Annotated in this window: 20 protein-coding genes; 7 read left to right on the top strand and 13 right to left on the bottom strand. The window is 68.2% G+C overall.

Annotated features, from left to right (window positions below):
- Positions 1–140 precede the first annotated feature (140 nt).
- Entirely contained in the window at positions 141–1,247 is a 1,107-nt protein-coding gene (locus ACSDHM_RS19325; RefSeq protein WP_088496783.1) for an SDR family oxidoreductase, read from the bottom strand.
- A gap of 196 nt (positions 1,248–1,443) precedes the next feature.
- Between ACSDHM_RS19325 and ACSDHM_RS19320 the strand changes: the two genes are divergently transcribed.
- Positions 1,444–1,752 (top strand): hypothetical protein, encoded by a 309-nt coding sequence (locus ACSDHM_RS19320; RefSeq protein ID WP_005421049.1) that lies wholly within the window; start codon positions 1,444–1,446, stop codon positions 1,750–1,752.
- Here ACSDHM_RS19320 and ACSDHM_RS19315 read toward each other — a convergent pair.
- Positions 1,740–2,798, bottom strand: a complete 1,059-nt coding sequence (locus tag ACSDHM_RS19315; protein ID WP_439426505.1) for a DNA topoisomerase IB — start codon at positions 2,796–2,798, stop codon at positions 1,740–1,742. The two genes, ACSDHM_RS19320 and ACSDHM_RS19315, sit on opposite strands and share 13 nt — an antisense overlap.
- A 111-nt stretch (positions 2,799–2,909) precedes the next feature.
- On the opposite strand from ACSDHM_RS19315, the gene ACSDHM_RS19310 reads away from it, so the two are divergent.
- The 3 genes from ACSDHM_RS19310 to ACSDHM_RS19300 all read left to right on the top strand — a co-directional run bounded on the left by ACSDHM_RS19310 (position 2,910) and on the right by ACSDHM_RS19300 (position 9,459).
- Complete coding sequence (locus ACSDHM_RS19310) at positions 2,910–3,299, top strand: I78 family peptidase inhibitor (protein WP_439426504.1); 390 nt, start codon at positions 2,910–2,912, stop codon at positions 3,297–3,299.
- A gap of 174 nt (positions 3,300–3,473) precedes the next feature.
- A complete protein-coding gene (gene gltB, locus ACSDHM_RS19305) occupies positions 3,474–7,928 on the top strand; it encodes a glutamate synthase large subunit (protein ID WP_439426503.1) in 4,455 nt (1,484 codons plus the stop codon).
- Between the two features lie 85 nt (positions 7,929–8,013).
- Positions 8,014–9,459: an FAD-dependent oxidoreductase gene (locus ACSDHM_RS19300; RefSeq protein ID WP_252744752.1), complete on the top strand. Its 1,446-nt coding sequence runs from the start codon at positions 8,014–8,016 to the stop codon at positions 9,457–9,459.
- Here the strand turns inward: ACSDHM_RS19300 and ACSDHM_RS19295 are convergent.
- Complete coding sequence (locus tag ACSDHM_RS19295; protein WP_088496796.1) at positions 9,445–11,853, bottom strand: ATP-binding protein; 2,409 nt, start codon at positions 11,851–11,853, stop codon at positions 9,445–9,447. The genes ACSDHM_RS19300 and ACSDHM_RS19295 overlap by 15 nt on opposite strands.
- A gap of 167 nt (positions 11,854–12,020) precedes the next feature.
- Here ACSDHM_RS19295 and ACSDHM_RS19290 point away from each other — a divergent pair, with 167 nt between their 5' ends.
- The gene (locus tag ACSDHM_RS19290) at positions 12,021–12,887 is read left to right on the top strand and encodes a methylglyoxal synthase (protein WP_088496785.1); all 867 of its coding nucleotides are present in this window, start codon (positions 12,021–12,023) and stop codon (positions 12,885–12,887) included.
- Positions 12,888–13,190: 303 nt separating this feature from the next.
- Here the strand turns inward: ACSDHM_RS19290 and ACSDHM_RS19285 are convergent, their stop codons facing one another.
- Genes ACSDHM_RS19285 through ttcA form a run of 3 tightly spaced genes read right to left on the bottom strand, consistent with a single transcriptional unit; the run spans position 13,191 to position 15,892 of the window.
- The gene (locus ACSDHM_RS19285) at positions 13,191–13,970 is read right to left on the bottom strand and encodes a M48 family metallopeptidase (RefSeq protein ID WP_061479922.1); all 780 of its coding nucleotides are present in this window, start codon (positions 13,968–13,970) and stop codon (positions 13,191–13,193) included.
- Between the two features lie 59 nt (positions 13,971–14,029).
- A complete protein-coding gene (locus ACSDHM_RS19280; protein ID WP_005421064.1) occupies positions 14,030–14,935 on the bottom strand; it encodes a recombination-associated protein RdgC in 906 nt (301 codons plus the stop codon).
- A 36-nt stretch (positions 14,936–14,971) separates the two neighbouring features.
- The gene (ttcA, locus tag ACSDHM_RS19275; RefSeq protein WP_172412120.1) at positions 14,972–15,892 is read right to left on the bottom strand and encodes a tRNA 2-thiocytidine(32) synthetase TtcA; all 921 of its coding nucleotides are present in this window, start codon (positions 15,890–15,892) and stop codon (positions 14,972–14,974) included.
- Positions 15,893–15,983: 91 nt separating this feature from the next.
- Between ttcA and ACSDHM_RS19270 the strand changes: the two genes are divergently transcribed.
- Complete coding sequence (locus tag ACSDHM_RS19270) at positions 15,984–16,187, top strand: YdcH family protein (protein WP_005421068.1); 204 nt, start codon at positions 15,984–15,986, stop codon at positions 16,185–16,187.
- An 87-nt stretch (positions 16,188–16,274) separates the two neighbouring features.
- Here ACSDHM_RS19270 and plsB read toward each other — a convergent pair whose 3' ends face one another.
- From plsB to ACSDHM_RS19245, 5 genes are all read right to left on the bottom strand, one after another.
- Complete coding sequence (gene plsB / locus ACSDHM_RS19265; RefSeq protein WP_088496788.1) at positions 16,275–18,911, bottom strand: glycerol-3-phosphate 1-O-acyltransferase PlsB; 2,637 nt, start codon at positions 18,909–18,911, stop codon at positions 16,275–16,277.
- Positions 18,911–19,864: a hypothetical protein gene (locus tag ACSDHM_RS19260; protein WP_439426502.1), complete on the bottom strand. Its 954-nt coding sequence runs from the start codon at positions 19,862–19,864 to the stop codon at positions 18,911–18,913. The genes plsB and ACSDHM_RS19260 overlap by 1 nt, the downstream gene beginning before the upstream one ends.
- Positions 19,865–20,172: 308 nt before the next feature.
- Positions 20,173–20,994 carry a S1 family peptidase gene (locus ACSDHM_RS19255; protein ID WP_072167412.1) on the bottom strand — a complete coding sequence of 274 codons (822 nt, stop codon included), beginning with the start codon at positions 20,992–20,994 and terminating at the stop codon, positions 20,173–20,175.
- 218 nt (positions 20,995–21,212) lie between these two features.
- Positions 21,213–21,938 (bottom strand): orotidine-5'-phosphate decarboxylase, encoded by a 726-nt coding sequence (pyrF, locus tag ACSDHM_RS19250; RefSeq protein ID WP_005421084.1) that lies wholly within the window; start codon positions 21,936–21,938, stop codon positions 21,213–21,215.
- A complete protein-coding gene (locus ACSDHM_RS19245; protein WP_088496792.1) occupies positions 21,935–22,858 on the bottom strand; it encodes a 5'-nucleotidase, lipoprotein e(P4) family in 924 nt (307 codons plus the stop codon). The genes pyrF and ACSDHM_RS19245 overlap by 4 nt, the downstream gene beginning before the upstream one ends.
- A gap of 101 nt (positions 22,859–22,959) precedes the next feature.
- Between ACSDHM_RS19245 and ACSDHM_RS19240 the strand changes: the two genes are divergently transcribed.
- Positions 22,960–23,613 carry a YceH family protein gene (locus ACSDHM_RS19240; protein ID WP_072167414.1) on the top strand — a complete coding sequence of 218 codons (654 nt, stop codon included), beginning with the start codon at positions 22,960–22,962 and terminating at the stop codon, positions 23,611–23,613.
- 78 nt (positions 23,614–23,691) lie between these two features.
- On the opposite strand, the gene ACSDHM_RS19235 is transcribed toward ACSDHM_RS19240, so the two are convergent.
- The gene (locus ACSDHM_RS19235) at positions 23,692–24,216 is read right to left on the bottom strand and encodes a GNAT family N-acetyltransferase (RefSeq protein ID WP_072167415.1); all 525 of its coding nucleotides are present in this window, start codon (positions 24,214–24,216) and stop codon (positions 23,692–23,694) included.
- 200 nt (positions 24,217–24,416) lie between these two features.
- Positions 24,417–26,393, bottom strand: coding sequence for a UvrD-helicase domain-containing protein (locus ACSDHM_RS19230; RefSeq protein WP_072167416.1), 1,977 nt, complete (start codon positions 26,391–26,393; stop codon positions 24,417–24,419).
- Positions 26,394–26,457 lie beyond the last annotated feature (64 nt).

Here is a 26,457-nt window from a genome sequence, read left to right as displayed (position 1 = left end):
AAGGCGTCATTGACCAAGGCCACACGCAGAGCGGGTCACCGTTTTCTGTTATGCAGTTGATGGGCGAGCAATGAGACCAGGCCCACGTCAGAATCTTGGGCTGGCGATCCCATCGTGGGATGTCGGAGGACGGGTTCCCCCTAGCCCCGTGGCCCGCCCATCACCGGCAGGATCACCCCACTGATGTAACTGGCACAGGCCGGAGAGGCCAGGAACACATACGCCGGTGACAGCTCTTCAGGCTGTGCAGGCCGGCCCATGTCGCTGTCCTTGCCAAACTCCGCCACGTCTTCGGCCTGCTTGTCGGCGGGGTTCAGCGGCGTCCATACCGGCCCCGGCGCCACGCAGTTCACGCGGATGCCGCGCGGCAGCAGCTGGCTGGCCAGCGCCTTGGTGAACGCATGGATCGCGCCCTTGGTGGCGGAATAGTCGATCAGCGCCTTGCTGCCGAAGATCCCCGTTTCCGAGCCGGTGTTGATGATGCTGGCGCCTTCGCCCAGATGCGGCAGTACCGCACGCGCCATCTGGATGTAACCGCCGATGTTGGTCTGCAGGGTTTCCTGCAGGTGCGCGTCTTCCAGGTCTTCCAGGCGCTCGCAGTGCAGCTGGAACGCGGCGTTGTTGACCAGGATATCGATGCCGCCGAACGCCTTGGCCACCTGCTTGACAGCCTTGTTGCAGAAGCGCGGGTCGCGCACATCGCCGGCGATCACCACGCAGCGGCCGCCTTCGCGCTCCACGTGCTGGCGGGTGATGTCCGCGTCCTCGGCCTCGTCCAGGTGCAGTACCGCCACATCCGCACCTTCGCGCGCGAACAACACTGCCACCGCACGGCCAATGCCGGAGTCGCCACCGGTGACGATCGCACGCATGCCCTGCAGCTTGCCGCTGCCCGCGTAGTCGGGCGCAAGGAAACGGGGCGCCAGCTCCAGTTCGTGCTCGTGCCCGGGCTTGGCCAGCTGCTGCGCCGGCATCGCCTCCGGCTGCCGGCGTGCGCCGGCCTGGGTCGCGGTCTTCTTTGTTGCCTTCTTGGCTGCGCGGGCGTCCTTGGCCTTCTCCTGGTCCTGCAGGCGCCGCTGCCGTGCAGCGACGCGTGCCGCCCGTGGATCACTGGCGGCTGCCTTGCGGGTTGCGGTCTTCACCACGCGCGGGCGATCAGGGTCGGCGACCGCCTTGGTCGAGGTGCTGCCTTTACGCACTTTCGGCGATGCCTTACGGCGGGCGGGGGTCTTCCTGGTGGTGGCCATGCAGGTCTCCTCGGGAGGGAAAGGGGCTGCCGGCCAGCGGCCGGCACTACCGGGGGGCGGCCCATGCCGCTCCTGCAGTGTCTCCACCCACGCTGTTGGCGGCGGTGAGCGCGCCGTGTCCACGATGTGCACGGCATTCATTCCGCCACCACGTCTGACGTCGCACCCTGCACGCAATCAAACAAGGAGTGCCTCCATGAAACATGCCATCGCCACCGCCGCCGCCTGCTTTGCCCTTGCCGCCTGCAGCAGCACGCCGATGGCCCAGGTGCAGCCGATCGACGGCGTGATTTCCGGCCAGTGCCACAGCGACAGGGTGCGCGGCGCGGTGGGCCTGGCCGCCTCGGACGCCACCGTGGCCCGCGCACGCGTGGACAGCGACAGCCTGCACGTACGGGTCCTGCGCCATGACGGTCCGCGGGTGCCGCCGGCCAGCGAAGGCGGCGACCGCCTGACCATCGAGAAGGGCCGGACCAACAACATCGTTGCGATCTACTGCGGCTGACGACTGCGACTGAGCCGCCGCGCCCGGCGCAGCACTTTCAGCGTGGCCTGCTCCCACTGCCGCGGGCCTCGCAGGCCGGCCAGCGAGGCCAGCTCACCGCGCTCCCAGCCGGCAAACACGCACGGGTCGATGTAGGCCTTGCGGCACACGGCCGGCGTGTTGCCCAGCCGTGCCGCCACTTGGCAGACCACTTCACGCTGCGCCTTGGCCAGCGCGCGCTGGCTGGCCGATTCCGGCAATTCGGTGGCGGCCAATGCCTGTACCGCCGCCAGCGTGCCACCCCAGGTGCGGAAGTCCTTGGCGGTGAAGTCTTCGCCCATCACCTTGCGCAGGTAGTCGTTCACCGCGCCGGAATCCACCGGCTGCAGCGCGCCTTCGTCGTCGCGGTACTGGAACAGCGCCTGTCCGGGCAGCTGCTGGATGCCGCGCACCAGCGTGCCCAGCCGCCGATCGCCCACCACCACCTCGTGCAACTGCCCGGATTTGCCCCGGAAGCGCATGCGCACGCGGCCACCGCGCAGCAGGTCCAGGTGGCGGTTGCGCAGCGTTGTCAGCCCGTAGGATTTGTTTTCCTGTGCATAGCTTTCGTTGCCCACCCGCACCAGGGTGTCGGCCAGCAGGGCCACCACCACCGCAAGCACCTTGTCGCGCGGGAAGCCGGGCTGCTTCAGATCGCGCGACAGCCGCCGCCGCAACGTGGGCAACGCCTCGCCAAAGGCGATGATGCGGTCGAACTTGCCGGCATCGCGCTCCTTCGCCCAATCGGCATGGTAGCGATACTGCTTGCGTCCACGCGCATCGCGGCCGGTGGCCTGCAGGTGGCCATTGGCGTGGGCGCAGATCCACACGGCGGTATACGCAGGTGGAATCGCCAGCGCACGGATGCGCTGCAGGGTGGCGGCATCGCGAACCGCGTGGCCATCGGCATCGCGGTAACTGAAGCCCTTGCCGGCGCGGCGCCGGCTGATGCCTGGCTGGGTGTCATCGACATAGCGCAGGCCGGCCGCGCGCGCGGCCTGTCGTTCGGGGGTAGAGGAGGTTGGCATGACCGCAGTGTCGCCGTCGCGATGCCGCGAACCTGTCGATAACAGAAGACAAACACGTGAGGGTCGGTTCGCCGCTATGCTCGGGCTTTCACAATCCCTTCCGGAGTCATGATGTCGTTCCCGATTCGCGCCCGTTCGCTCTCCGCCCTGCTGCTGCCTGCCGTGCTGGCCCTGACCGCCTGCCAGGCTCCGGCGCTGGATGAACAGGATACGGCCACTGCCCATGCCCAGCAGGCGGCCGAAGCCGCCAAGGCGCCGGCCGACGAAACCGGCAAGGCCACCGAGGCACCGCCGGTCGGCACCTGCGATGCCAGCCAGGTGCAGAGCCTGGTCGGCCAGGCCTACGCCGACGCGCTGGGCAAGCAGGCGCAGGAAGATGCCGGTGCCCACCAGCTGCGCGTCATGAAGCCCAATGACGTCGCCACCATGGAGTTCCTCGGCGACCGCCTGAACATCGAAGTGGACGACAAGGGCCTGGTCAGCGGCGTGCGCTGCGGCTGAGTTCGACCGCGCGCCGGCACGGGGTTGCCGGCGCGTTCTGTTGCACCTGCAACCGTGTATTGCGGCGCTGCAGCAACCTGTGATCTAGTCGAGGCATCCGGTGGCCTCACGATGCGCTCCAGGGAATGAGCGGGGACGAGTGTCGCCGCCAACCCTATACGCATCGAGGTAGAGATGGCCCCCCGCAACCGCCAAGGGCTTTACGACCCGCGCTCCGAGCGCGATGCCTGTGGATTTGGCATGGTCGCCCAGCTCGACGATCAACCTTCGCGCCTGTTGGTTGATACCGCCATCGCCGCGCTTTCGCGCATGACCCACCGCGGCGGCGTCGCCGCCGATGGCCTGACCGGCGATGGCTGCGGCCTGCTGCTGCGCCGCCCCGATGCGTTCCTGAAACTGCTGGCCAGTGAAGCCGGCATCGCCGTCGCCGCACGCTTCGCTGCCGGCCTGGTGTTCCTGCCACACGATGCCGAGGCTGCACACGCCTGCCGCACGCAGCTGCAGGCGCAGCTCGAAGCGGTCGGCTGCAAGGTCGCCGGCTGGCGCGAGGTACCCACCGACGACAGCGTCTGCGGCCAGCTGGCGCGCGACACCCTGCCACGCATCGAGCAGGTGTTCGTCGATGCCGGCGTCGGCCAGGATGATGCCGGCTTCGCGCTGGCGCTGTTCCTGGCCCGTCGCCGCAGCGAACAGCAGCTGCGCGACCATGCCGACTTCTACGTCACCACCCTCACCCCGGATGCGATCAGCTACAAGGGCATGGTGCTGCCGGACAAGCTCAGCCGCTTCTTCCCCGACCTGCAGCGCCGCGAACTGGCCTCCAGCGCGATCGTGTTCCACCAGCGCTTCTCCACCAACACGCTGCCGCGCTGGCCGCTGGCGCACCCGTTCCGGATGCTCGCCCACAACGGCGAGATCAACACCATCGAAGGCAACCGTCGCTGGGCGCAGGCGCGCAGCAAGGTGTGGAAGACGCCGCGCTTCGACATCGCCGAGTTCGATCCGGTGATCTCCATGCACGGTTCGGACTCGCAGAGCCTGGACAACATGCTGGAGCTGATGGTTGCCGGTGGCATGGAGCTGATCCAGGCGCTGCGCATCCTGGTGCCGCCGGCCACCCAGTCGCTGGAGTTCAAGGACCCCGACCTGGCAGCCTTCTACGAATTCCACGGCCTCAACAGCGAGCCGTGGGACGGCCCGGCCGGCATCGTCGCCTGCGACAGCCGCTATGCGGTTTGTACATTGGACCGCAACGGCCTGCGCCCGGCGCGCTGGATGCTCACCGCCGACCGCCACTTCCTGGTCGCCTCCGAAGCCGGCGTGTGGGAAGTGCCGACCGAGCGCGTGGTGCGCAAGGGCAAGCTCGGCCCCGGCGAAATGGTGGCCATCGACCTCAAGCGCGGCGACCTGCTCGATTCGGACGCGGTGGACCGCATCAACCGCGGTCGCGCGCCGTACAAGCAGTGGCTGCAGCAGGGCGTGACCTACCTGCAGACCGAACTGATCGACCCCTCGCTGGTGGAAGAACCGTTCGACGAAGCCACCCTGCGCAGCTATCACAAGCTCTACCAGCTCAGCAGCGAGGAAGTGGAACAGGTGCTGCGGCCACTGGCCGAGACCGAGCAGGAAGCCACCGGCTCGATGGGCGACGACACACCGATGGCGGTGCTGAGCCAGCGCAGCCGTCCGCTGTACGACTATTTCCGCCAGGCCTTTGCGCAGGTCACCAACCCGCCGATCGATCCGCTGCGCGAAGACTGCGCGATGTCCCTGTCCACCCAGCTCGGCAAGGAGACCAACATCTTCCATGCCGGCCCGGAGACGGTGAACCACGTCATCCTCAACTCGCCGGTGCTGAGCCAGCGCAAGCTGCGCCAGCTGCTGAAGATGGACCAGTACGTGCAGGCCAACCGCCTGCTTGATCTGTCCTACAGCGAAGACGAGGGCCTGCGTGCCGGCATCGAGCGCATCTGTAGCGAGGCCGAGCAGGCCGCGCGCCAGGGCATGGTGATGCTGCTGCTGTCCGACCGCTACCCGGTGGCCGGTCGGCCGATGGTGCATGCGCTGCTGGCCACCAGCGCCATCCACCACCACCTCTCGCGGCTGGGGCTGCGCTGCGACGTCAATCTGATCGTCGAAACCGGCACCGCGCGCGACCCGCACCACATGGCCTGCCTGCTCGGCTTCGGTGCCACCGCGGTGTATCCGTACCTGGCCTACCAGACCCTGTTCGACCTGGGCCGACGCGGCATCCTCAAGCTCAGCAAGGGCGGCGAGCAGTCGCAGATCGGCCGCCGCTACCGCAAGGGCATCTACAAGGGCCTGTCGAAGATCATCTCGAAGATGGGCATCTGTACGGTGGCCAGCTATCGCGGCGCACAGCTGTTCGAGATCATCGGCCTGGAACCCGAGGTTGTGGACATGTGCTTCCCGGACACCGCCTCGCGCATCGGCGGCGCCGGCTTCGCACGCCTGGATGCCGACGCGCGCGAGCTGTGCGCGCAGGCCTGGGATGCGCAGCAGGGCGTGGACGTGGGCGGCCTGCTGAAGTACGTGCACGGCGGCGAGTACCACATGTACAACCCCGACGTGGTCACCACCCTGCAGCGCGCCGCGCGCAGCGGTGACCCGCGTGCGTGGCAGCAGTACTGCGATGCGGTGCACGCGCGCCCGCCATCGGCGCTGCGCGACCTGCTGGAACTGGTGCCGGCCGCAATGCCGGTGCCGCTGGACGAGGTCGCCCCGGCCAGCGCCCTGTTCCCGCGCTTCGATACTGCAGCGATCAGCCTCGGCGCCCTGTCGCCGGAAGCGCACGAGGCACTGGCCATCGCCATGAACCGCCTCGGCGGCCGCAGCAATTCCGGCGAAGGCGGCGAGGATCCCGCACGCTATGGCACCGCGAAGCGCAGCAAGATCAAGCAGGTGGCCTCGGGCCGCTTCGGCGTCACCGCCGAATACCTGGTCAATGCCGAGGTGCTGCAGATCAAGGTCGCGCAGGGCGCCAAGCCCGGCGAGGGCGGCCAGCTGCCGGGGCACAAGGTCAACGAACTGATCGCACGCCTGCGCTATGCGCGCCCGGGCATCGGCCTGATCTCGCCGCCACCGCACCACGACATCTATTCGATCGAAGACCTGGCGCAGCTGATCTACGACCTCAAGCAGGTCAACCCGACCGCGCTGGTGTCGGTGAAGCTGGTCAGCCATGCCGGCGTCGGCACGATTGCCGCAGGCGTGGTCAAGGCCGGTGCGGACCTGATCACCATCTCCGGCCATGACGGCGGCACCGGTGCGTCGCCGGTCAGCTCGATCCGCTATGCCGGCGTGCCATGGGAACTGGGCGTGGCCGAAGCGCACCAGGCGCTGCTGGCCAACGACCTGCGCGGGCGCACCCTGCTGCAGACCGATGGCGGCCTGAAGACCGGCCTGGATGTGGTCAAGGCCGCGCTGCTGGGAGCGGACAGCTTCGGCTTCGGCACCGCGCCGATGATCGTGCTGGGCTGCAAGTACCTGCGCATCTGCCACCTCAACAACTGCGCCACCGGCGTCGCCACCCAGGACGAGCGCCTGCGCGAGAACCACTTCACCGGCCAGCCCGAACGCGTGGAGAACTTCTTCCGCCTGCTGGCCGAGGAAGTGCGCGGCTGGCTGTCGTACCTGGGCGTGCGTTCGCTGGAAGAGATCGTCGGCCGCACCGACCTGCTGCGGCAGATCGACGCGGCACCGCGCGAGGGCGTGCGCGTGGACCTGTCGCGCCTGCTGGCCGATGCCCGCTACGAAGGCAGCCACTGCGCCGCCCAGCGCCTGTACGAATCGCCGGACAGCCTGGCCACGCAGATGGATGGGCTGCTGGCCCCGGCCATCGAGCACAAGCGCGGTGGCGAGCACCGCTTCCTGATCCACAACACCGACCGCAGCATCGGCACCCGCCTGGCCGGCGCGGTTGCGCGCGCGCACGGCAACCAGGGCATGGCCGAGGCACCGCTGGAACTGCGCTTCCGTGGCAGCGCCGGGCAGAGCTTCGGTGCCTTCAACGTCGGTGGCCTGCACCTGGAAGTGGAAGGCGAAGCCAACGACTACGTCGGCAAGGGCATGGCCGGCGGCCGGCTGGTGGTGCGTCCGCCGCGTGGCGCCCGCTTCGAGGCACGCAGCACCGCCATCATTGGCAACACCTGCCTGTATGGCGCTACCGGTGGCGAGCTGTTCGCCGCCGGTCGTGCCGGCGAACGCTTCGCGGTGCGCAATTCGGGCGCGCTGGCGGTGGTGGAAGGTGCCGGTGACCACTGCTGCGAGTACATGACCGACGGCGTGGTGCTGGTGCTGGGCAAGGTCGGGCTGAACTTCGGCGCCGGCTTCACCGGTGGCCTGGCTTACGTGCTGGACGTGGACCGCGATTTTGTCGACCGCTACAACCACGAGCTGATCGACATCCATCGCGTCTCCGCCGAAGGCTTCGAGAACTACCGCCAGCACCTGCACCGCCTGATCGGCCGCCACCGCGAGCTGACCGGCAGCATCTGGGCACAGCAGATCCTGGACGAGTTCCGCGATTACATCGGCAAGTTCTGGCTGGTCAAACCGAAGGCCGCCAGCATCGAGTCGCTGACCGAAACCCTGCGACGCGCCGCCTGACGGTAGTGCCGGCCGCTGGCCGGCAACCCAGGATCACGTAGTGCCGGCCGCTGGCCGGCATCCGTAAAACACCACAGAGTCCGCCATGAGCCGCAAGCACGCCTTCCAGTTCCTCGACCTGCCCCGCACCATGCCGCAGCGCATCCCGGTGGAACTGCGCACGTCCGGCGACTGGGGCGAGCTGTACGGCAAGTTCGGCAAGGAAGACGCCCAGTACCAGGCGGGCCGCTGCCTGGACTGCGGCAACCCGTACTGCAGCTGGAAGTGCCCGGTGCACAACGCCATTCCGCAGTGGCTGCAGCTGGTGCAGGAAAACCGCATCCACGAGGCCGCCACGCTGTGCCACAGCACCAATCCGCTGCCGGAAGTGTGCGGCCGGGTCTGCCCGCAGGATCGGCTGTGCGAAGGCAGCTGCACGCTGGAGGAATTCGGCGCGGTCACCATCGGCGCGGTGGAGAAGTACATCGTCGATACCGCACTGGCCAGTGGCTGGCGCCCGGACCTTGGCGCGGTGCAGCCGACCGGCCACAGTGTGGCGGTGATTGGTGCCGGCCCGGCCGGGCTGGCCTGTGCCGACCGCCTGGCACGCGCCGGCATTGCCGCCGTGGTCTACGACCGCTACGAGCAGATCGGTGGCCTGCTGCAGTTCGGCATTCCCAGCTTCAAGCTGGACAAGGACGTGATCCATCGCCGCCGTGAAGTACTGGAAGGCATGGGCGTGCAGTTCCGCCTCGGTGTGGAGATCGGCCGTGATGTCAGCGTGCAGCAGTTGCTGGACAGCCACGATGCGGTGTTCATCGGCACCGGCGCCTACCGCTATACCGAGGGTGGCCTGGTCGGCCAGGACCTGAAGGGCGTGCTGCCGGCGCTGCCGTTCCTGGTGCAGAACAGCCGCATCGTCGGCGGCGATGACCCGAAGGGCCGGCCGATCGCCGGCTGGGAAGACACCATCGCCCTGCCCGACCTCAACGGCAAGCGCGTGGTGGTTCTGGGCGGTGGCGATACCGGCATGGACTGCGTGCGCAGTGCGGTGCGGCTGGGCGCGGCCAAGGTCACCTGCGCCTATCGCCGCGACGAAGCCAACATGCCCGGCAGCGCGCGCGAAGTCGCCAATGCACGCGAGGAAGGGGTGCGCTTCCTGTTCAACCGGCAGCCGCTGTCGATCGAAGCCGGCGCCGACGACGAGGTGATCGGCGTGACCGTGGTCGAGACCCGGCTGGGCGAGCCCGATGCCAATGGCCGCCAGAACGCGGTGCCGATCAAAGGCAGTGAGTCGCTGCTGGAGGCAGACGTGGTGATCATCGCCTTCGGCTTCTCGCCGAGCGTGCCGGCGTGGCTGGCGGAACTGGGGGTGGAAGGCCAGCCCAATGGCCGCATCCTCGCCGGTGGCAAGGACCGCCTGCCGTTCCAGACCGCGCATCCACGCCTGTTCGCCGGTGGCGACGCGGTGCGTGGTGCCGATCTCGTGGTAACCGCGGTGGCCGAAGGCCGCGACGCCGCTGCCAGCATCGTCCGCCTACTGGCGCACTGAGTCCGGCAACAGCAGCACTTCCAGCAGCGCGCGCAGTTCGTGCACCTCCAGCGGCTTGGCCAGGAAGTGGTCGATGCCCGCATCACGGCAGGCCTCACGGGTGCGCTCCAGCACGCTGGCAGTCAGCGCAATGATCGGGACCCGCGCACGGGTGGCGCAGGCGTCGCTCCGGATCGCCCGGGCCAGCGCGAAGCCATCCATGTGCGGCATGTGGCAGTCGGTGATGACCAGGTCGAACGGTTGCGCCTGCCAGGCCTCCCATGCCTGCAGGCCGTCGCTACAGGCGTGCACCTGCAGTCCCAGCTCGCACAGGCGTTGTGCCAGCAACTGCAGGTTGGTCGGATGATCCTCGGCCACCAGCACCCGCGCCGGCGGCAACGGTCGTTGCGCGGGCCGTGCCGTCGCCGGTCCCGCAGCGGGGGCCGCACAGGCCGCCAGGTCCAGCTCCAGCCACACAGTGGTGCCCTTGCCGGGCACGCTGCGCAGGTGCAGACGCCCGCCCATCGACGTCGCCAGCTCGCGGCAGATCGACAGCCCTAGGCCACTGCCGCCGAAACGGCGCGTGGTCGACGCCTCGGCCTGCTCGTAGGCGGCAAACACCGCCTGTTGCCGCTCCACGCTGATGCCCACGCCGGTGTCGGTCACCTGCAGGCGCAGTCGCTGGCCGCCGTCGCGCTGCTGCAGCACGCGGACCTGCAACACCACGCTTCCCTGCAGGGTGAACTTGAGCGCATTGCCGGCCAGGTTGAACAGGACCTGCCGCAGGCGCAGCCCGTCAGCCAGCGACCAGGGCTGCAACGTCGGGTCGATCTCGCTGCACAGGTGCAGCCCGCGGCTGGCCGCGACGGGCATCAACAGCTGCTGCACCGCGCGCACCAGCGCCGCCAGATCGGTCGGACGCAGCTGCAGGGGCGCCGGCTGCAGGCGCTGGCTGTGCAGCACATCGTCGAGGATCTGCCGCAGCATCTGCGCAGCGTCACCGACGGTGGTCAGCACCTGCCGCTGGCCCGCATCCAGGTCCGTGCCAGCCAGCCGCTCCAGCATGCCCAGCAGGGTGCTCATCGGCGTGCGGATCTCGTGGCTCATGGTCGCCAGGAAATGGCCCTTGGCCAGCGCCGCCTGCTCGGCCGCGCGGCGCGCCTCGGCCAACGCCGTTGCGCGCGCCTGGGCTTCGCTGACGTCCATCCAGTAGCCGCTCCACTCCACGCTGCTGTCATCGCACGGCAACGGTCGTCCCTGTGATCGGACCCAGCGCCAGCCCTGTGCCGACCGGGTGCGGAAGGTAACGTCGATCGGACCGCGCACGAGCGCGGCCGCTTCGATGCTCGCCATCACCCGGCTGCGGTCACCGGCATGCACGGCCGCCAGCAGCTGCAGATGGTCGATCTGCTCAGTCTCCACGGCTACGCCGAACAGCGCCTGCACGTCGCCGGCGATCTGCGCCAGGCTGTAGTGGCCGGTTGCCGAACGGCGCGCCTGGTAGACCACCGCCGGCAGGTTCGCGGTGACTTCATGCAAGCGCTGCTCCAGCACCCGGCGACGCACGCTCTCGCGATGCACGCGCCAGTAGCCGAAGGCATGCAGCAGTATGAGCGCGAGCAGGATCAGCGACACCGGCACCAGCCAGCGCAGTGCCGAACCGGCGGGCCGCGCACGTGGCAGTTCCGGCAGCCAGGCACTGCGAACCGACGCCCGACGCGCATCGCCCTCCCGCTGCAGCTCCCGGTCGAAGGCAGCGACCACCGCGGCACAGGCCGGTACGGCGGCCAGCACCAGTGCATCGCCGAAGCCCGCGGGTGCTGCGATCACCAGAGGGTCACCCGGCACGGCGCGAAGCGCGGCTTCGACTTCAGCGAGATTGGCCACCACGGCATCGACCAGCCCGGCGCGCAGCAGTGACAGCGCGTGGTCCAGCGGCGCCGGTGCCAGCAGCTGCGCACCCGGGGCCTGTTCGGCCAGCAATGCGTCCAGCGGCAGCCGGTCCGGGCTGGCCACGCTGCGGCCACGCAGTCCCTCCAACCCCAGCACTGGCGCTGCACCCTCGCGCCGCACGATCACCTGTGGCACTTCCAGGTAGGGGCTGCTGGCCACCCAGCCGGTCGGCAGCTGTGCGCGCGGCCAGCCCAGCAGCACCTGGGTGCCAGCCGGCAGCGGGTCATCGGTGAGCACCGCTGCGGGCAACGGCTGCGCATGCTGCACTGCCTGCGGGCCCAGCAGCGGCAGGTAATCTGCAGCCAACCCCGCAAGGTCGCCCTGCACGCTGTATGACAGCGGCGGCCGATCGGAACGCCATGCCACCTGCAGTGGACTCGCACAGCCGGACGCAGCAGCGATGCCGGGCAGCAACAGCGATGCCATGACAGCGGCGACGGCGCGGCGGCCGGCGACATTCACGGTAGACATCCTCATTTCGCGGGCAGGAACCACGGCCGCGCAGCGGTACCGCTGCCAGCCACGCTAGCGAGGCGCGCTTCCGCGACAATGAGAAAAATTCGAAAAACATCCCTATCGGCGAATGCCGACATACACTGCCGCTTCTACCCGTCCCTACGGAGCGCTCGATGCGTATCGGCCTGGCCGCCAACCGTCTCCATCACCACGATGCGCGCGCCGCGCTGTTCCGCTGGCTGCGTGCCAGCGAGGCCGGGCTGCGTGAACTGGGGGTATCGCTGCACGCGGTCGGGCGCACCCACGATGCGATCGAACGGCAGGGCTTCCTGGCCGGCTACGGCGGCCTGCACCGCTACCCCTACGGCCGCGAGGGTGGCCTGATGAAGCTGGTGGCCGAAGTGGTTGGCATGGGGCCGGAGCGCACCCTGGACGGTGCGATCTACCTGATCGACCCGGTCGATCCTTCCTCGGTGTTTCCGGAGGCAACCGCGCTCAAGCGGCAGTGCGTGATCCACGGCAAGCCGTTCATTTCAACCGTGGCCACTGCGCGTGACTGGATCGAGGTGGAACGCATCCACGCCGGGCTGGCTGCCGATGCCGGTGCCGACGATCTGCATGCCTTCCAGCACCAGACGCTGGCGCTGATCGCGCACGACGCCATGAAGCCGGCGATGCTGGCCTTCGCCGACGAGCACTTCGATGTGCTGGCACGGTTCGGCGAGCGCGTGGCGACCGGCACCACCGGCCAGCGCTTGAACGAACTGGCCTGGAGCCGCGGCTGGCCCAGCGATACGCCGTGGGTGACGCGCTACCAGAGCGGCCCGATGGGCGGCGATGCGCAGATTGCCGACCGTGTGCTGGAGGGGCGCTGCCAGCGCGCGATCTTCTTCGAGGACCCGCATGTGGCACGCCAGCACGAGGCCGATATCCAGCTGTTGGAGCGCGCGGTGACAACGGTGACCGACCAGGCGGTGTGCATCACCGCGCCGAGGGTGGCGGCACGCTGGGCGGCCGCGGCGGCATTGCGGGCTGGGTGAGGGTTTCGGCCAACGGCTGCACCCCTCGTGGTCGGTCGTTCAAACCAGAAGCCGTGCTCGGCCAGGCGGGGTGGATTGCGCAGGGGTCGCTGCAAGTACGTCCCTGTAAGCTCGGTCGCCGCATCCATGCGGCTCACGCCCCTGCGCAACCCACCCCGCCCGGCCACGGACAGATTCCGGTGTGCCCACCACGGAAGAAAGAAAGAAGAGCAGGAGCGGGTCGCGCGCTGCGCGCGCTTGTGTAGAGCCGAGCCCATGCTCGGCTGCATTCAACGGCAGCCGAGCGTGGGCTCGGCTCTACAGTTACAGCAGCTGGCGTAGCATGGCTTTCAGGCGCCGGCCTTCCAGCTGGAAGTAGTCGCGCTGTTCGCGCCAGGCAGGGAAACGTTGTTCGACTTCATGCCAGAACGCGGGCGAATGATTCGGCTGGATCAGGTGGCAGAGTTCGTGCACCAGCACGTACTCGAACGCTTCCGGACGACCGAGCACCAGGGCCAGGTCCAGGGCCATGCTGCCATCGGGGGCCAGCGAGCCCCACTGCGAGGACATCACCTTCAGGCGCAGGCGGCTGGGGGCGCGCGGCAGGGTGGGCAGGTACTTCGGCAGCCAGCGGCCGACGTCGGCGCGGGTCTGCGCTTCATAGAACTCGCGCAGCAGGCGGCGCAGCGTGGCGTCACCACCACGGGTCGGCCACTGCACGCAGGCACCGTGCGCGTCGATCTCCAGCCGCGCGTAGCGGCCTTCCTGCCAGCGCAGCGGCAACAGCTCACCGCGCAATGGCAGCACGCCGTCTTCGCCGGGCTGCAGCGGTGCCGGCAGGCCCTGCCCCTGGTACTGGCGCAGCTGCAGCGCCAGCCAGTCGCGGTGCTGTTCCAGGAAGCGCTCGCCCATTACCAGGCTTGCGCGCGGGGGTAACGTCAACCGCGCGCCACGCTCGTCCACGCTCAGCTTGATGCGGCGCGCGCGCGGATCGCGCACGCGCAGCACCTCGATCTCGGCATCCTCCAGGCGCAGGCGAACGGTGTCGCGCTGTACGGTGGCGGGCGGGGTCGGAGTGATCAGGCGGCGCAGCAGACGGCTCATGCACCCAGCATAGCGCTGCTTCGGGCCGCCGGATGACCGGCGACCGTCGGGCTGCCTGTTCAGTCAGCCTTGCTGAGCTTGAACGCTTCTTCCAGCAACAGGAACAGGCGGCGGATCTCGGCGCTCTGCAGGGCGAAGCGGGCATCGAACTCGGCACGGCGGCCGTCTTCGTCGGCATGCTCCAGCTGGTCCAGGGCGCCGTCGAGAAACTTCAGCTTGCGCACGATCAGGTCGTCGCCGATCACGAACGACAGGTTGTCCTCGAAGATCAGCGCCAGCTTGGTCACCTGCTTGCCGGCGTCCAGGTGCTTGTCGATCTCGTCGCAGCGCAGTTCCTGGTGCTGGCACTTGACCACCGCGCCGCCTTCGACCGGATCCTTCATCTCGCACTCTTCGCCCAGGCTCAGTCCGGTCGGCAGCGGCTCGCCGGCGATCCAGCCGGTCAGGATCGAACGCGGCGCGACTTCGGCGTTCAGCGGCATCGCCGGGAAGCTGCCGAGCAGCCCGCGGATGTCGGACATGAAGTATTCGCCGGTCTTGCGGCTGGAGGTATCCACCGCCACGTAGCCGTGCTGCAGGTCGATGAAGGCGTCGTTGCGCGAGGACTTCACGAAGGCGCGCGGCAGCAGTTCATGCAGCAGGTCGTCCTTCATGCGCTTGCGCTCGCGGCCACCCGGGCGCCGCCCTTCCTTCTCCTCGATCTCCTCCAGCTTGCGCTCGAGCAGGTCGTTGACCACCGCCGCCGGCAGGATCTTGTCCTCGCCACCCACGGTCAGCCACAGGTGTTCGGCGATGCGGTGGGACAGCAGTTCCTTCTCCTCGCGGCCGAACGGCGAAATGAAGCCGCGAGAATTCATTTCCAGCGCGCCGACAGGCTTGAGCACGGCGTGCGGCAGCAGGGTATCGACTTCGGAAAAATCGGTGGTGGTCGGGAAACGGAAGAACGTCAGGTTGCGAAAGAACATGGAATTCCGGATGGCGAAGAGGAAGGGCGACCGACCTTAAACGGTGGGCGTCTCGGGATCTGCGTCGGCGTCGGCCGGGGAGCCGGCCAGCCAGGCATGGGCGTCGGGCAGCGGCGTGTCGTCGCGACGGCCCAGCGCCATGAAGTCGAACAGGGTGGTGTCGGCCAGCTGCGAGGGCCGGACTTCACCCATGGCGCGCGCGATCTGCTCGATGCGGCCCGGATGGTCCTTTTCCCACTGCTTGAGCATCAGGCCGACCTGGCGGCGCTGCAGGTTCTCCTGGCTGCCGCACAGGTTGCAGGGAATGATCGGGAACTGGCGTGCCTGCGCGTAGTCGACGATGTCGCGCTCGCGCACGTAGGCCAGCGGCCGGATCACCACGTGCCTGCCGTCGTCGCTGCGCAGCTTCGGCGGCATGCCCGCCAGCTTGGCGTGGTGGAACAGGTTCATGAAGAACGTGGCCACCATGTCGTCGCGGTGGTGGCCCAGCGCGATCTTGGTGAAACCGTGGGTCTCGGCGTAGTTGTACAGCGCGCCACGACGCAGGCGCGAGCACAGCGAACACATCGTCTTGCCCTCCGGGATGACCCGGCTGACCACCGAATAGGTGTCCTGCTCGATGATGTGGTACGGCACGCCCAGCCCGGCCAGGTACTCCGGCAGGATGTGCTCGGGGAAGCCCGGCTGCTTCTGGTCCAGGTTCACCGCCACCAGCTCGAACGGCACCGGCGCCTTCTTCTGCAGCTGCAGCAGCACGTCCAGCAGGGTGTAACTGTCCTTGCCGCCGGACAGGCAGACCATGACCTTGTCGCCGGCCTCGATCATGCCGAAGTCGGCAATCGCCTCGCCGACCTGGCGGCGCAGGCGCTTGGCCAGCTTGTGCTGCTCGCGCTCGGCCACGCGTGGATCGCGGGCGGCGCGCGGCTGGGGATCGGGAAGGGAAATCACGGCACTCATGGGTTCCATTCTAACGGCTCGGAGCCGCCCCGGCCGGGGGTCGGGTTTCCCCTCTCCCGGCAGTCATCAACGCTGTGTATGCTCGGAGGCTGTGGATACCTACAGCCCCGCCGAGATCGTCGAGCACCTCGCCGCCCTGCGCGCCGAGCACCGCCTGCTGGATGAACAGATCACCCGCATGGCGGCCAACGGCGAGGACGAACTGGAAGCCAAGCGCCTGAAGCGGCGCAAGCTGCAGCTGAAGGACTGCATCGCCAGGCTGGAAAGCCTGCAGATTCCCGACGAGCCGGCCTAAAGACCGTCCTGGTGGATGCCAACCTTGGTTGGCACGGCTGGAAGGTGTGGACCAGGTCCACACCCACCGCAGGAGCCGGCGCTGCCTTCAATCCTGCGGCGCAGGCTCGTCCGGGCGAGCTGCTTCCGGGCTGACCCGCTCGATGGTGTGGCGCAGCTCGCGCCCCAGGATGAACTTGGCGTCCTTGGCCCAGGCATCCAGGCGTTCATCGAACAGCAGCTTGCTGTTCTCGTCCGGCCACACCAGGCGCAGTTCGCGCAGCTTCTGGATGAAGCCGCGGAACAGGGCCTTGTCGAAGAACTCGGGAGCGGCCGGCGCATAGAGCAGGCTCAGGCGCTGCGCGGCCTGCTGGCACAGGCTTTCCAGCTCGGCCGCACCGAGCACGCCCGGGCCGTTCTTCACCAGCACCGAGATGGCGATGTAGTAGCGCTCGAACGCCTGCTGCAGCGAATGGCCGATCGCCCGCAGGCGGAACACCTCGTCGGTCTGCCCGGTGTTGCGTGCCAGGATGCCGCCGTCGTCATCGTTGACGTTCTGCAGCAGGCCTTCGCGCACGAACACATCAATGGTGCGGTCAATGCGCTGCGCGAACTCGTCCTCGCTCCACGGCAGGAACAGCTCGGCCTGCAGGAACGGGTACACCGTGCGGCCCAGCTGGACCAGGCCGGTACGGCTCATGCGGCGGTTGTTCTGGAAGCAGCAGGCCACCCACGACGAGGCGGTGAACAGGTGCACCACGTTGTTGCGGAAGTAGCTGAGCAGCACCGCGGTGTCGCCGCTGACGCTGAGCACATCGCCGAGCGGGTGCTTGATGCGGGTGAGGACGTTGATTTCCTCGGCATGGGCGATGATCCGCTCCGGCGAGTGCGGGGTCACCGTCACCCGGTCCGAGTACGGCATCTCGACCAGCAGCGTCTTGCACAGCTCGATCTGCGCGATCAGGTCGGCTTCGCCCATCGCGTGCTTCGGCGTGGACAGCAGGGCCAGCGCCAGCAGATTGATGGGGTTGACGTCGGCAGCGCCGTTGATGCGCACCTGGATGCGTTCGGCCAGCGTATCCACCGTGGTCGACAGCCAGGCTGGCTTCTCGTCCTCGGACACCGCCTCGCCCTTCCACTCCGGGGCCTTCTCGGCCAGCACGTCGTTCAGCGCGATCGGCTCGCCGAAGTTCACCACCACCTGGCCGTAGTTCTGCTTGAGCACCTTGGGGATGCCCCACAGCAGCGACCAGATCGACTCCTTTTCCTTCGGCCGGCCGGACAGTTCGTCCAGGTAGCTGCCGCCCTCCATCAGCTTCTCGTAGCCAATGTAGATGGGCTGGAACAGGACCGGCTTGCGCGGCTGGCGCAGGAATGCACGCAGCGTCATCGAGATCATGCCGCCCTTGGGCTGCAGCAGGCGCCCGGTACGCGAGCGGCCGCCTTCGACGAAGTACTCCAGCGAATAGCCACCGGCCACCAGCTGCGCGACGTACTCACTGAGCACTGCAGAGTACAGCGCATTGCCACGGATCGAACGGCGGATGAAGAACGCACCGCCCTTGCGCAGCAGGGTGCCGACCACCGGCAGGTTCAGGTTGATGCCGGCCACGATGTGCGGCGGCACGATGCCACGGTCGTACAGCAGGTAGGACAGCAGCAGGTAGTCCATGTGGCTGCGGTGGCTGGGCACGTAGACCACTTCGTGGCCCGGCGCGGCGGCCTTGAACTTGTCCAGGTGGTGCACCAGCACGCCCGCGTAGATGCGGTTCCACACGTGGCTGAGCATGAAGCTGGCCGAGCGCACCACCGGGCTGGAATAGTCCGCAGCGATTTCCCAGGCGTAGGCGTGTGCCTTCTTCCAGGCATCGGCCGGCTTCGAGTTGTCGCGCTTGGCCTGTGCGGCGATCGCTTCGCGGACCGGCTCGGCGGCCAGCACCTGGTCCACCAGCAGGCGCCGGGTCGACAGGTCCGGGCCGATCACCGATTCACGGATGCGGCGGAAATGGGTGCGCAGCACGCGCTGCAGCTTGCGGACCGTGCGCTCCGGCTCCAGGCCTTCGTCGACGGTGCTGCGCAGCGAGATCGGCGGGGCGAAGCGCACGATGGTATTGCGCCCGTTCAGCAGCAACCCCAGCAGGCGGCGGAAGCGGCCCACCAGCGCCCAGTTTTCCGAGAACAGCACCGCGAACCAGCCGCTCTGCTTGTCCGGCGCGCGGCCGACGAAGATCGACACCGGCACCAGGTGCACATCCAGGTCATCGCGCACGCGGTGCGCCTGCAGGACCTTGGCCAGCGAATCAGAGTGGGTCTTGGCGCCGCGCTGCTCGGGAATCAGCGAGTTGCTGGAGCTGCGCCGCGACAGCGCCAGATAGGCGCGCTTGCGGCCGGTCGGATCACCGGCCAGCGGCACCAGCGGCGACGGCAGGCCGGCCTGGCGGCAGGCCTTGTCCAGGATCAGCGCGTTGGACAGGCCGTAGTCTTCCAGCACGTACATGACCGGGCGGCCATCGTTGTACTGGCCCGGGTCTTCCGGTTCGATCTTCAGCGACAGCCACGGCTCGACCAGGCGACCGAGCAGTCGGGCCCACAGTGGACGGCGGCCGGGCGGACGCGCGTGCGCGGGCGGCGGTACCGGGTTCGGGCCGGTACCGGTCGAGGGGGACGCCGGCACCGTATCGGCGGGCGTCGACTGGGATTCTTCGCCGGGGAACGGCAGCGGGTTCTGTTTCGACATCGGCGCCATTATGGCTTAGCCGGCGGTGTTGCCGCTTCCCCACCCGCGGCGGAGGCTTCAGCCGGTGCTGGCAACGCAGCCGCCCGGGCCGCATCGGCCTTGCGCAGCAGCGCGTCGGTGTCGGCCAGGGTGCGGGTCAGGTACCAGTGGCCCTCGCGCCGGCTCAGTGGCAGCTGCAGGGTCATCTCGCGACCGGCCAGGTCGTAGTGCAGGCGCACCAGCGCATTGTCACCTTCCACCGACAGCAGTTCGCCGCGCACGCTGCGCAGCGCGTCGTCCACGCCGAGTCCGTAACTGCCCAGCACCGCCTTGAGGGTGTGGATGAACGGCGCCAGCTGCTGCAGGCTGCCTTCCATGCCGGCCGCCTGCAGGCCGGCTTCATCCTCGAAGCCGACCTTGCTGGCGGCGCCGACCAGCGCGGCGATGGTGCTGCGGGCACGTGCGCGGTCGCTGATCGGGGCAGCCTGCGCCCACCCCGCCAGGGTCTCGACCAGGGCGATGTAGTGGGCCTGCTGGCTGGGCGTGTAGCCCTTCTGGTGGCGCAGGTACTGCACGCCGAAGTTGCCCATCGACTGTGCGGCCTGGCGCACGGCGCCGGCCTGGCCAGCCAGCTGGCGATCGAAGCTGCGCTGCAGTTCGGCGCTGGCACCGGGCTTGCGCAGTGCGGCCAGCATCGGCAGCAGCTGGTCGCCCAGTGGCAGCTCGGTCAGCGGCCACTGGCTGTGGCCTTCCACCCACGCCTGCTGCAGGCGCTGGTACTGGCCCGGCGGCACCGACAGCTTTGCGTAGCCGACCAGATCATCTTCGGCCAGGCGCAACGCCATCGCATGTACTGCAGCCACCGGCTCGGCCGCCGGCCTGGCCGGATCGTTGGCAGACTCGCGGCACCCCGCCACGGCCAGCAGCAGCATGGCCGCCAGCCCCCATCCACGCGCAGACTTTCCTCGCACCGCCACGCTCATGCACTCGGACTCCCCGGACCGGCCCGCATCTTGCGGCCTGCGACGTGACAGCGGCAAGCCGGGACGTCACGGTTTCCAGCCAAGGGGGGCAGATCTCCTCTGCTGCGGGCAGAAGGGATCGCGCCGCCACCGGGATAAAAAAAGAGCCCGGATCACGGGGATCACAGGCTCTTCAAGCCGGCGCGGGGCCGGAGGACAGTGTTGTGGCACATGTCCGGCCCGAGGACCGGATGGCGGCGATCCTACGCTGCCGTTCAAGTTAAGGCAACACTTCACGTAGTGCCATGTATGTATTTGATTTTATTGTATCAATCGCGTTGCCAAACCGCTTCGATGAAATCTACGGCGTGTTTTTCGGCGATTCGGGCATAAATCCCCGGATAGCCGGCCAGCGCACAGCCCTCGCCCCAGCTGACGACACCGAACTGGGTCCAGCCTTCACGCAGGCGCAGCAGCAGGGGGCCTCCGGAATCCCCCTGGCAGCTGTCGATGCCCTCGCGGCCGGCGCAGATGACCTTTCCACGTGACAGTTCACCGCCGTAGGCCTGCTGGCATTCGGTGAAGGAAACGAACGGCACCTGCGCGGTCTGCAGCTGAGTCGGATAGACCCGGCCATCGCCGATGTCGGTGTCTCCCCAGCCGATCACCGTGAATTCACGGCCCGGCTTGAGATAGCTGGCGTCGGGCCGCAGCCGCAGTGCCACCGGCTGTGCGCCGTCCAGCGGTGCGCTGAGCTGGATCAGGGCGACGTCGTGCTCCAGCGAATTGCCGCTGTTGAATGCCGGATGGACGTGGATCGCCTTGACGTTGGACGGTCGTGGCGCGGCGTCGGTGGACAGGGTCGTGACCTTGCCGACAACGGCGATGCCACCAGGCGCTTCGCCCTGCATGCAGTGCGCGGCCGTCAGCACCCACGAGGGCGAGATGAGGGTGCCCCCGCAGAAGTGGCGGTCGTGGTCCGAATCGCCGTCGAAGATGCCCTGGATGCTGACCATGAACGGGTACTCGTCGGCCGGCGCCGCTTCGCCGCCGATGATGCGCGGCGCATCGCGCAGCTGCGGCGCAGCGATGGCGGGTACGGCAGACGCGGCCAACAGCAGGCCGATGAACAAAGAGGTGCTGCGATACATTTCCCTGTACTCCTCTGTCGATGGTTGGAACCGGTGCGGCCGCGGTCCGTACCGGTGCATCGATTGGGGAGCAGTGGAGAGGCCCGCAGCGCGAACGTGCGCACAGTTCTCGTGGCTGGCGCTGCGTGCGACAGATGCAGCCCCACAAATGCGAACGCCATCCCGCATGGATCGGGATGGCGTTCGTGGTGCCAGCGTGACCGGCGTCGGTGGTGGGCTCAGCGTGCAGCCAGAGCCGACGCGATTTCCTGCTGGATCGCCCGCGCTGCGGCCTGCGGATCGGCGGCCAGGCGGATCGGGCGACCGACCACGATGGCATCGGCGCCATCGGCAAAGGCCTGCGCTACGCCAACGGTACGCTTCTGGTCATCGCCGACCGGGCCACCGGGGCGGATGCCAGGGCAGACGATCGAGAATCCGCTGCCGGTGGCTGCGCGGATCGGGCCGGCTTCCTGGCCCGAAGCGATCACGCCATCGATGCCGGCGGCCTGGGCGGCCAGCGCGCGCTCGACCACCACGTCCACCGGTTCGCGGTCGATGCCCATCTGTGCGAGATCGGGGCGCCCCATCGAGGTCAGCACGGTCACTGCCAGCAGGCGCATGTCGCCGCTGTTGGCGGCCGCGCACGCCTCCATCATGGCCGGGTGCCAACCATGGATGGTGGCGTAGCTGACCGGCCACTGCGACAGGCGCTTGATCACCGCCGCAGCGGTGGCCGGAATGTCGAAGAACTTCAGGTCGACGAACACGCGCTTGTCGCGGCGGGCCAGCTCATCGAGCACCTGGAAGTACTCGCCGGAGGCGAGCAGTTCCATGCCGATCTTGTAGAAGGCCACGCTGTCGCCAAGGCGGTCGACCCACGCCAGCGCCTGCGCGCGGTCAGGCACGTCCAGCGCGAAGATCAGGCGCTCGTCGTCGCGCAGCGGCAGTGGCGCGCGGCTCATGGTGCGTAGTCCAGGGCGGCGCGCTTGGCGTCGTGGCGGGCCTGGCGCGACTGGCTGTAATCGTTGTTGAACTGCGCCGGCTCGAAGCCACCGTAGGTCGGGTTCGGCAGCATCCACCAGCGCTCGCCGAACCAGTCGTGGTACTGCTGCAGCAGGGCGTCACGGCCTTCGTTGGTGTTGGTGCTCACTTCCACGAAGTCACCCAGCTGGTCGCCGAACTGCATCAGCACGCGGTACTTCTGCCCGGCCAGGCGGCGGCGGCAGTTCTTCTCGCTGCCGGCCTGCTCGCAGCCCTCGACCACGGTGCCCAGGCCCAGGAACACGCTGTCATCGGCCACCGGCAGGCCCTGCTCGCGCAGGTTGGCCAGGGTCGCGTCCTTCAGGTGCACGGCACGGTTGGAGATGTACAGCAGGGTCACGCCCTTGGCGTTGGCGGCCTTGGCGAAATCAACCACGCCCGGAATCGCCTTGGCCTTCTTTTCGGCCACCCACTGGTCCCAGCTCAGCTCGTCGTATTCCTTGCCGTCGCGCACCAGGCGCGCCTGGTAGGGCGAGTTGTCCAGCACGGTCTCGTCCACGTCCAGCACCACGGCCGGCTTCAGGCCCTTGGCCTCGTTGCCGCGTTCTTCCGGCACCAGTGCGTCCCAGTGGGCCTCCTTCAGCGCCGCATCCAGGCGATCGGCGGCGGCCCGGTAGGTCTGCTCGGTGATCGCCCTGTACTCCTGCGCACGCTGCATCCACAGCACGGCGTTGAGGTTGTCGTTGGCGGTGGCATCACGCGCGCCATCGGCCTCGGCAGCGGCCGCCGGGGCCTCCGGCGCGGCGGCTTCGGCAGCAGGCGCATCCACGCGCTTGCAGGCGGACAGGCCCAGCGCCGCGGTGGCGAGCAGGGTCAGGGACAGGGAAACGGGACGACGCATGGATTCACCGGCAATCAGTTATACCGGCGCATTTTACCGGCAAAGGCGGCCTCGGGACGGCTATGCTTGGCGGTTGACCCGTTGCCCTTCCGGAGGCCGCCATGACCGATTCCGTCCAGACCCCCGACGTCCCCCTGCTCGATGCCGTGCAGGCCCGCCTGCTGGGCTGCCTGGTGGAGAAGGAGGCAACCACACCGGACACCTACCCGCTGACGGTCAATGCGGCCCAGTCGGCCGCCAACCAGAAGACAGCCCGCGAGCCGGTGATGAACGTCGACGCCGGCAGCGTGCAGCACGCGCTGCGCCAGCTGGAAGCACTGGGCCTGGCTCGCCAGCACTTCTCCTCGCGCGCCGACCGCTACGAGCACCGCCTGCAGGCCGCGCTGGACCTGACCCGGCAGCAGACCGTGCTGCTGGCGCTGCTGTTGCTGCGCGGTCCACAGACCCTGGGCGAGCTGGTGTCGCGCAGCGAGCGTCTGTACCGGTTCGCGGATATCGACGAAGCCCGCCACGCCATCGAGCGCCTGCAGCAGCGCGCGCTGCTGGTGGTGCTGCCGCGCGCCAGCGGCCAGCGCGAAGACCGCTACATGCACCTGCTGTGCGGTGAAGTGGATGGTGCCGCGCTGGCGGCCAAGTACGCCAGCAGTGGCGGTGGCAGCAGCGATGCGGCCGATCCGGGCCTGGCCGAGCGCGTGGCCCAGCTGGAAACGGCCGTGGCCGAGCTGCAGGCGCAGCTGGCAGAACTGCGCGGTTGAAGGGGTGGGTGCCGACCGTTGGTCGGCACTGCATCTGAATCGTGCCGACCAACGGTCGGCACCTACCAACATCAGGGATCAGACCTCCGCCGCTCCCGGCGTGGCATACAGCCGGCTCGGGCTGTCCACGCCCGGCAGCTGGATCACTCCGCGCTCCTGCATGCCCAGGCCCAGCAGGATCTTCCCGGACACCACGTTGTCCAGATCGGTAATGCCATACAGATCCCGCAGGCCCAGCGCTCCGCGTGCATGCGCGAACACCGCACGCGCCGCCTCACCGGCGTAGCCTTGCCCGGCAAATTCCGAGAGCACCGCATAGCCGATGTCCGGCCCCGGCAGGCCATCACGCCGCACCAGCCCGGCATTGCCCAGCCACGCGCCATCGGACAGCCGCTCGATGGCGTACATGCCGAACCCGTTCAAGGCATAGCTGTGCAGCACCCGCAGCGCGATGTACTCCCGCGCCTGTTCCTCGCTGCGTACGTTGCGGTCACCAATGAAGCGCACGAAGCCCGGATCGTTCAACAGTGCCAACATCGGCACCGCATCGCGGTCGGGCTCGATCGCACGCAGACGCAGGCGTTCACTTTCAATCGGATGCACGCGCAGACCTCCAGCCGAAACCCCGATTCTGCCTCAACCCCCGGCTGTTGAATTTGATTTTCTTTGCATTGCCGTGGAAGGACACGCCCGGGGGTCACTTCAGGGACGGGTTCACGGCGTCCCCCGCGAACCCACCCCGACCGGCCAGCCACCGAACCAACGCGTGCTCCACCACGGAGGGGCGGCGCCGTTGGAGCGCCTTAGTCGAACAACGCCTCGATCGCCGCCAACCCCGCGCTCGCCCGTTCCTTCTTGCGCGCCGCATCGGCCACCGGGTCAGCACCGTCGCGCTGGATCTCCTCGGCCGGGATCTCATCGAAGAACCGGCTCGGCTTCAGCCGCACATGCTCGCCGAACTTGCGCGTGAGCTTGCTGTAACTCATCCACAGCTGGATCTTGGCGCGGGTGATGCCCACGTACAGCAGGCGCCGCTCTTCCTGCAGGTTGCCCTCGTCCAGGCTGACCTGGTGCGGCAACACGCCGTCCTCGCAGCCAACGATGAACACGTACGGGAATTCCAGGCCCTTGGAGGCGTGCATGGTCATCATGCGCACCTGGTTGCCGCCCTCGTCCTTGTCGCTGCGCGACAGCAGCGCCAGCTGTCCGGCCAGGTCGGCCGCAGTGGCGCCGCGCGGGCCGCCCTCGAACCACTGCGCCAGTTCCTCGATGTTGTTGGCGCGGCGCTGGTAACTGGCCTCTTCCTTGGCCTGCTGGCGCAGTTCGCTGAGCAGGCCCGATTCCTTGGCGACCTTGCGGATCATGTCGCCGGAGCTGACCTGGCGCATCTGCGCGCGCAGGTCGCGCAGGATGTCGGTGAAGCGCGCCAGGCTGTTGGCCGCGCGCGGTGGCAGCTGCTGCAGCGCACCGATCGACTCGGCGGCATGCGCCATCGGGATGTCCTTTTCCTGCGCCAGCTCGGCCAGCCTGGCCAGCGTACCGGCACCCACGTCGCGCTTGGGCGACTGCACCGCGCGCATGAACGCGGTGTCATCGTCCGGGTTCACCAGCAGCCGCAGCCAGGCCAGCGTGTCCTTCACTTCCTGGCGTTCCAGGAACATCGTGCCGCCGGTCAGGTGGTAGGGGATGCGCAGCAGCTGCATCGCCTTTTCCAGCGGCCGCGACTGGAAGTTGCCGCGGAACAGGATGCAGAAGTCACTCCACGGCACGTTGCGCGACTGCGCCACGAAGGCGATCTCGGCGGCCACCTTTTCCGCCTCGTGTTCGCTGTTGCGGCATTCCCACACCCGGATGCGCTCACCGTCGGCCTGGTCGCTCCACAGCTTCTTCAGGTGCTCGTGCGGGTTGTTGGCGATCAGCGCATTGGCTGCGCGCAGCACGCGGTTGGAGCAGCGGTAGTTCTGCTCCAGCTTGATGATTTCCAGCGTGGGGTAGTCACGCCCCATCTGCTGCAGGTTCTCCGGGTTGGCGCCACGCCAGGCGTAGATCGACTGGTCATCGTCACCCACGCAGGTGAAATTGCCTTTCTCACCAGCCAGCTGCTTGAGCAGGCGGTACTGCGCGTCGTTGGTGTCCTGGCATTCGTCCACCAGCAGGTAGCCGATGCGCTCGCGCCAGGCCAGGGCGATCTCGGGGTTCTCTTCCAGGATCTGCACCGGCAGGCGGATCAGGTCATCGAAATCGACTGCATTGAACGCGGTCAGCCGCAGCTGGTAGCGCTCGTAGACGCTGGCCGCTTCCTTCTCGCGGTTGCTGCGTGCGGCGGCCATCGCCTGCTCGGGCGACAGCCCGGCGTTCTTCGCGCGCGACACCAGGTTCTTCATGTCCTCGATGTCATCGGGCTTGGCGCCGTGCATCAGGTCCTTGATCTGCGCGGCGGCATCATCGGCATCGAAGATGGAGAAGCCGCGCTTCAGGCCCACGGCGGCATGTTCGATCTGCAGGAACTTCAGGCCCAGCGCATGGAAGGTGCAGATGGTCACCTCGTCAGCGTCCTGCTCGCGCAGGCGCTTGGCCACGCGCTCGCGCATTTCCTTGGCCGATTTGTTGGTGAAGGTGATCGCCGCGATGCGGCGCGCCGGATAGCGGCCACTGCCGATCAGGTGGGCGATCTTCTCCACGATCACCCGCGTCTTGCCGCTGCCGGCGCCGGCGAGCACCAGCAAGGGGCCTTCGATGTGCAGGACGGCGGCGGCTTGGGGGGGATTGAGACCGTGCATGGGGACAGGATTGTAGCGGGGTGCCGGCGGGCCGACCTGACTTGCATGACGCCTGGCCCTAAGG

The sequence above is a fragment of the Stenotrophomonas sp. T8 genome (assembly GCF_051853085.1).
In the GTDB taxonomy this organism is placed as follows: Bacteria; Pseudomonadota; Gammaproteobacteria; order Xanthomonadales; family Xanthomonadaceae; genus Stenotrophomonas; species Stenotrophomonas sepilia.
The sequence above is the reverse complement of the archived record's forward strand: the minus strand, read 5'-3'. Positions and strand labels throughout refer to the sequence as shown.

Coding starts and splice junctions, on each gene's coding strand:
- ACSDHM_RS19280 (WP_005421064.1), bottom strand. CDS start 14,935: ATGTTCTTTCGCAACCTGACGTTCTTCCGTTTCCCGACCACCACCGAT.
- ACSDHM_RS19310 (WP_439426504.1), top strand. CDS start 2,910: ATGTCGTTCCCGATTCGCGCCCGTTCGCTCTCCGCCCTGCTGCTGCCT.
- ACSDHM_RS19325 (WP_088496783.1), bottom strand. CDS start 1,247: ATGGCCACCACCAGGAAGACCCCCGCCCGCCGTAAGGCATCGCCGAAA.
- ACSDHM_RS19290 (WP_088496785.1), top strand. CDS start 12,021: ATGCGTATCGGCCTGGCCGCCAACCGTCTCCATCACCACGATGCGCGC.
- plsB (WP_088496788.1), bottom strand. CDS start 18,911: ATGGCGCCGATGTCGAAACAGAACCCGCTGCCGTTCCCCGGCGAAGAA.
- ttcA (WP_172412120.1), bottom strand. CDS start 15,892: ATGAGTGCCGTGATTTCCCTTCCCGATCCCCAGCCGCGCGCCGCCCGC.
- pyrF (WP_005421084.1), bottom strand. CDS start 21,938: ATGAGCCGCGCGCCACTGCCGCTGCGCGACGACGAGCGCCTGATCTTC.
- ACSDHM_RS19260 (WP_439426502.1), bottom strand. CDS start 19,864: ATGAGCGTGGCGGTGCGAGGAAAGTCTGCGCGTGGATGGGGGCTGGCG.
- ACSDHM_RS19300 (WP_252744752.1), top strand. CDS start 8,014: ATGAGCCGCAAGCACGCCTTCCAGTTCCTCGACCTGCCCCGCACCATG.
- ACSDHM_RS19285 (WP_061479922.1), bottom strand. CDS start 13,970: ATGAGCCGTCTGCTGCGCCGCCTGATCACTCCGACCCCGCCCGCCACC.
- ACSDHM_RS19245 (WP_088496792.1), bottom strand. CDS start 22,858: ATGCGTCGTCCCGTTTCCCTGTCCCTGACCCTGCTCGCCACCGCGGCG.
- ACSDHM_RS19320 (WP_005421049.1), top strand. CDS start 1,444: ATGAAACATGCCATCGCCACCGCCGCCGCCTGCTTTGCCCTTGCCGCC.
- ACSDHM_RS19315 (WP_439426505.1), bottom strand. CDS start 2,798: ATGCCAACCTCCTCTACCCCCGAACGACAGGCCGCGCGCGCGGCCGGC.
- ACSDHM_RS19230 (WP_072167416.1), bottom strand. CDS start 26,393: ATGCACGGTCTCAATCCCCCCCAAGCCGCCGCCGTCCTGCACATCGAA.
- gltB (WP_439426503.1), top strand. CDS start 3,474: ATGGCCCCCCGCAACCGCCAAGGGCTTTACGACCCGCGCTCCGAGCGC.
- ACSDHM_RS19240 (WP_072167414.1), top strand. CDS start 22,960: ATGACCGATTCCGTCCAGACCCCCGACGTCCCCCTGCTCGATGCCGTG.
- ACSDHM_RS19255 (WP_072167412.1), bottom strand. CDS start 20,994: ATGTATCGCAGCACCTCTTTGTTCATCGGCCTGCTGTTGGCCGCGTCT.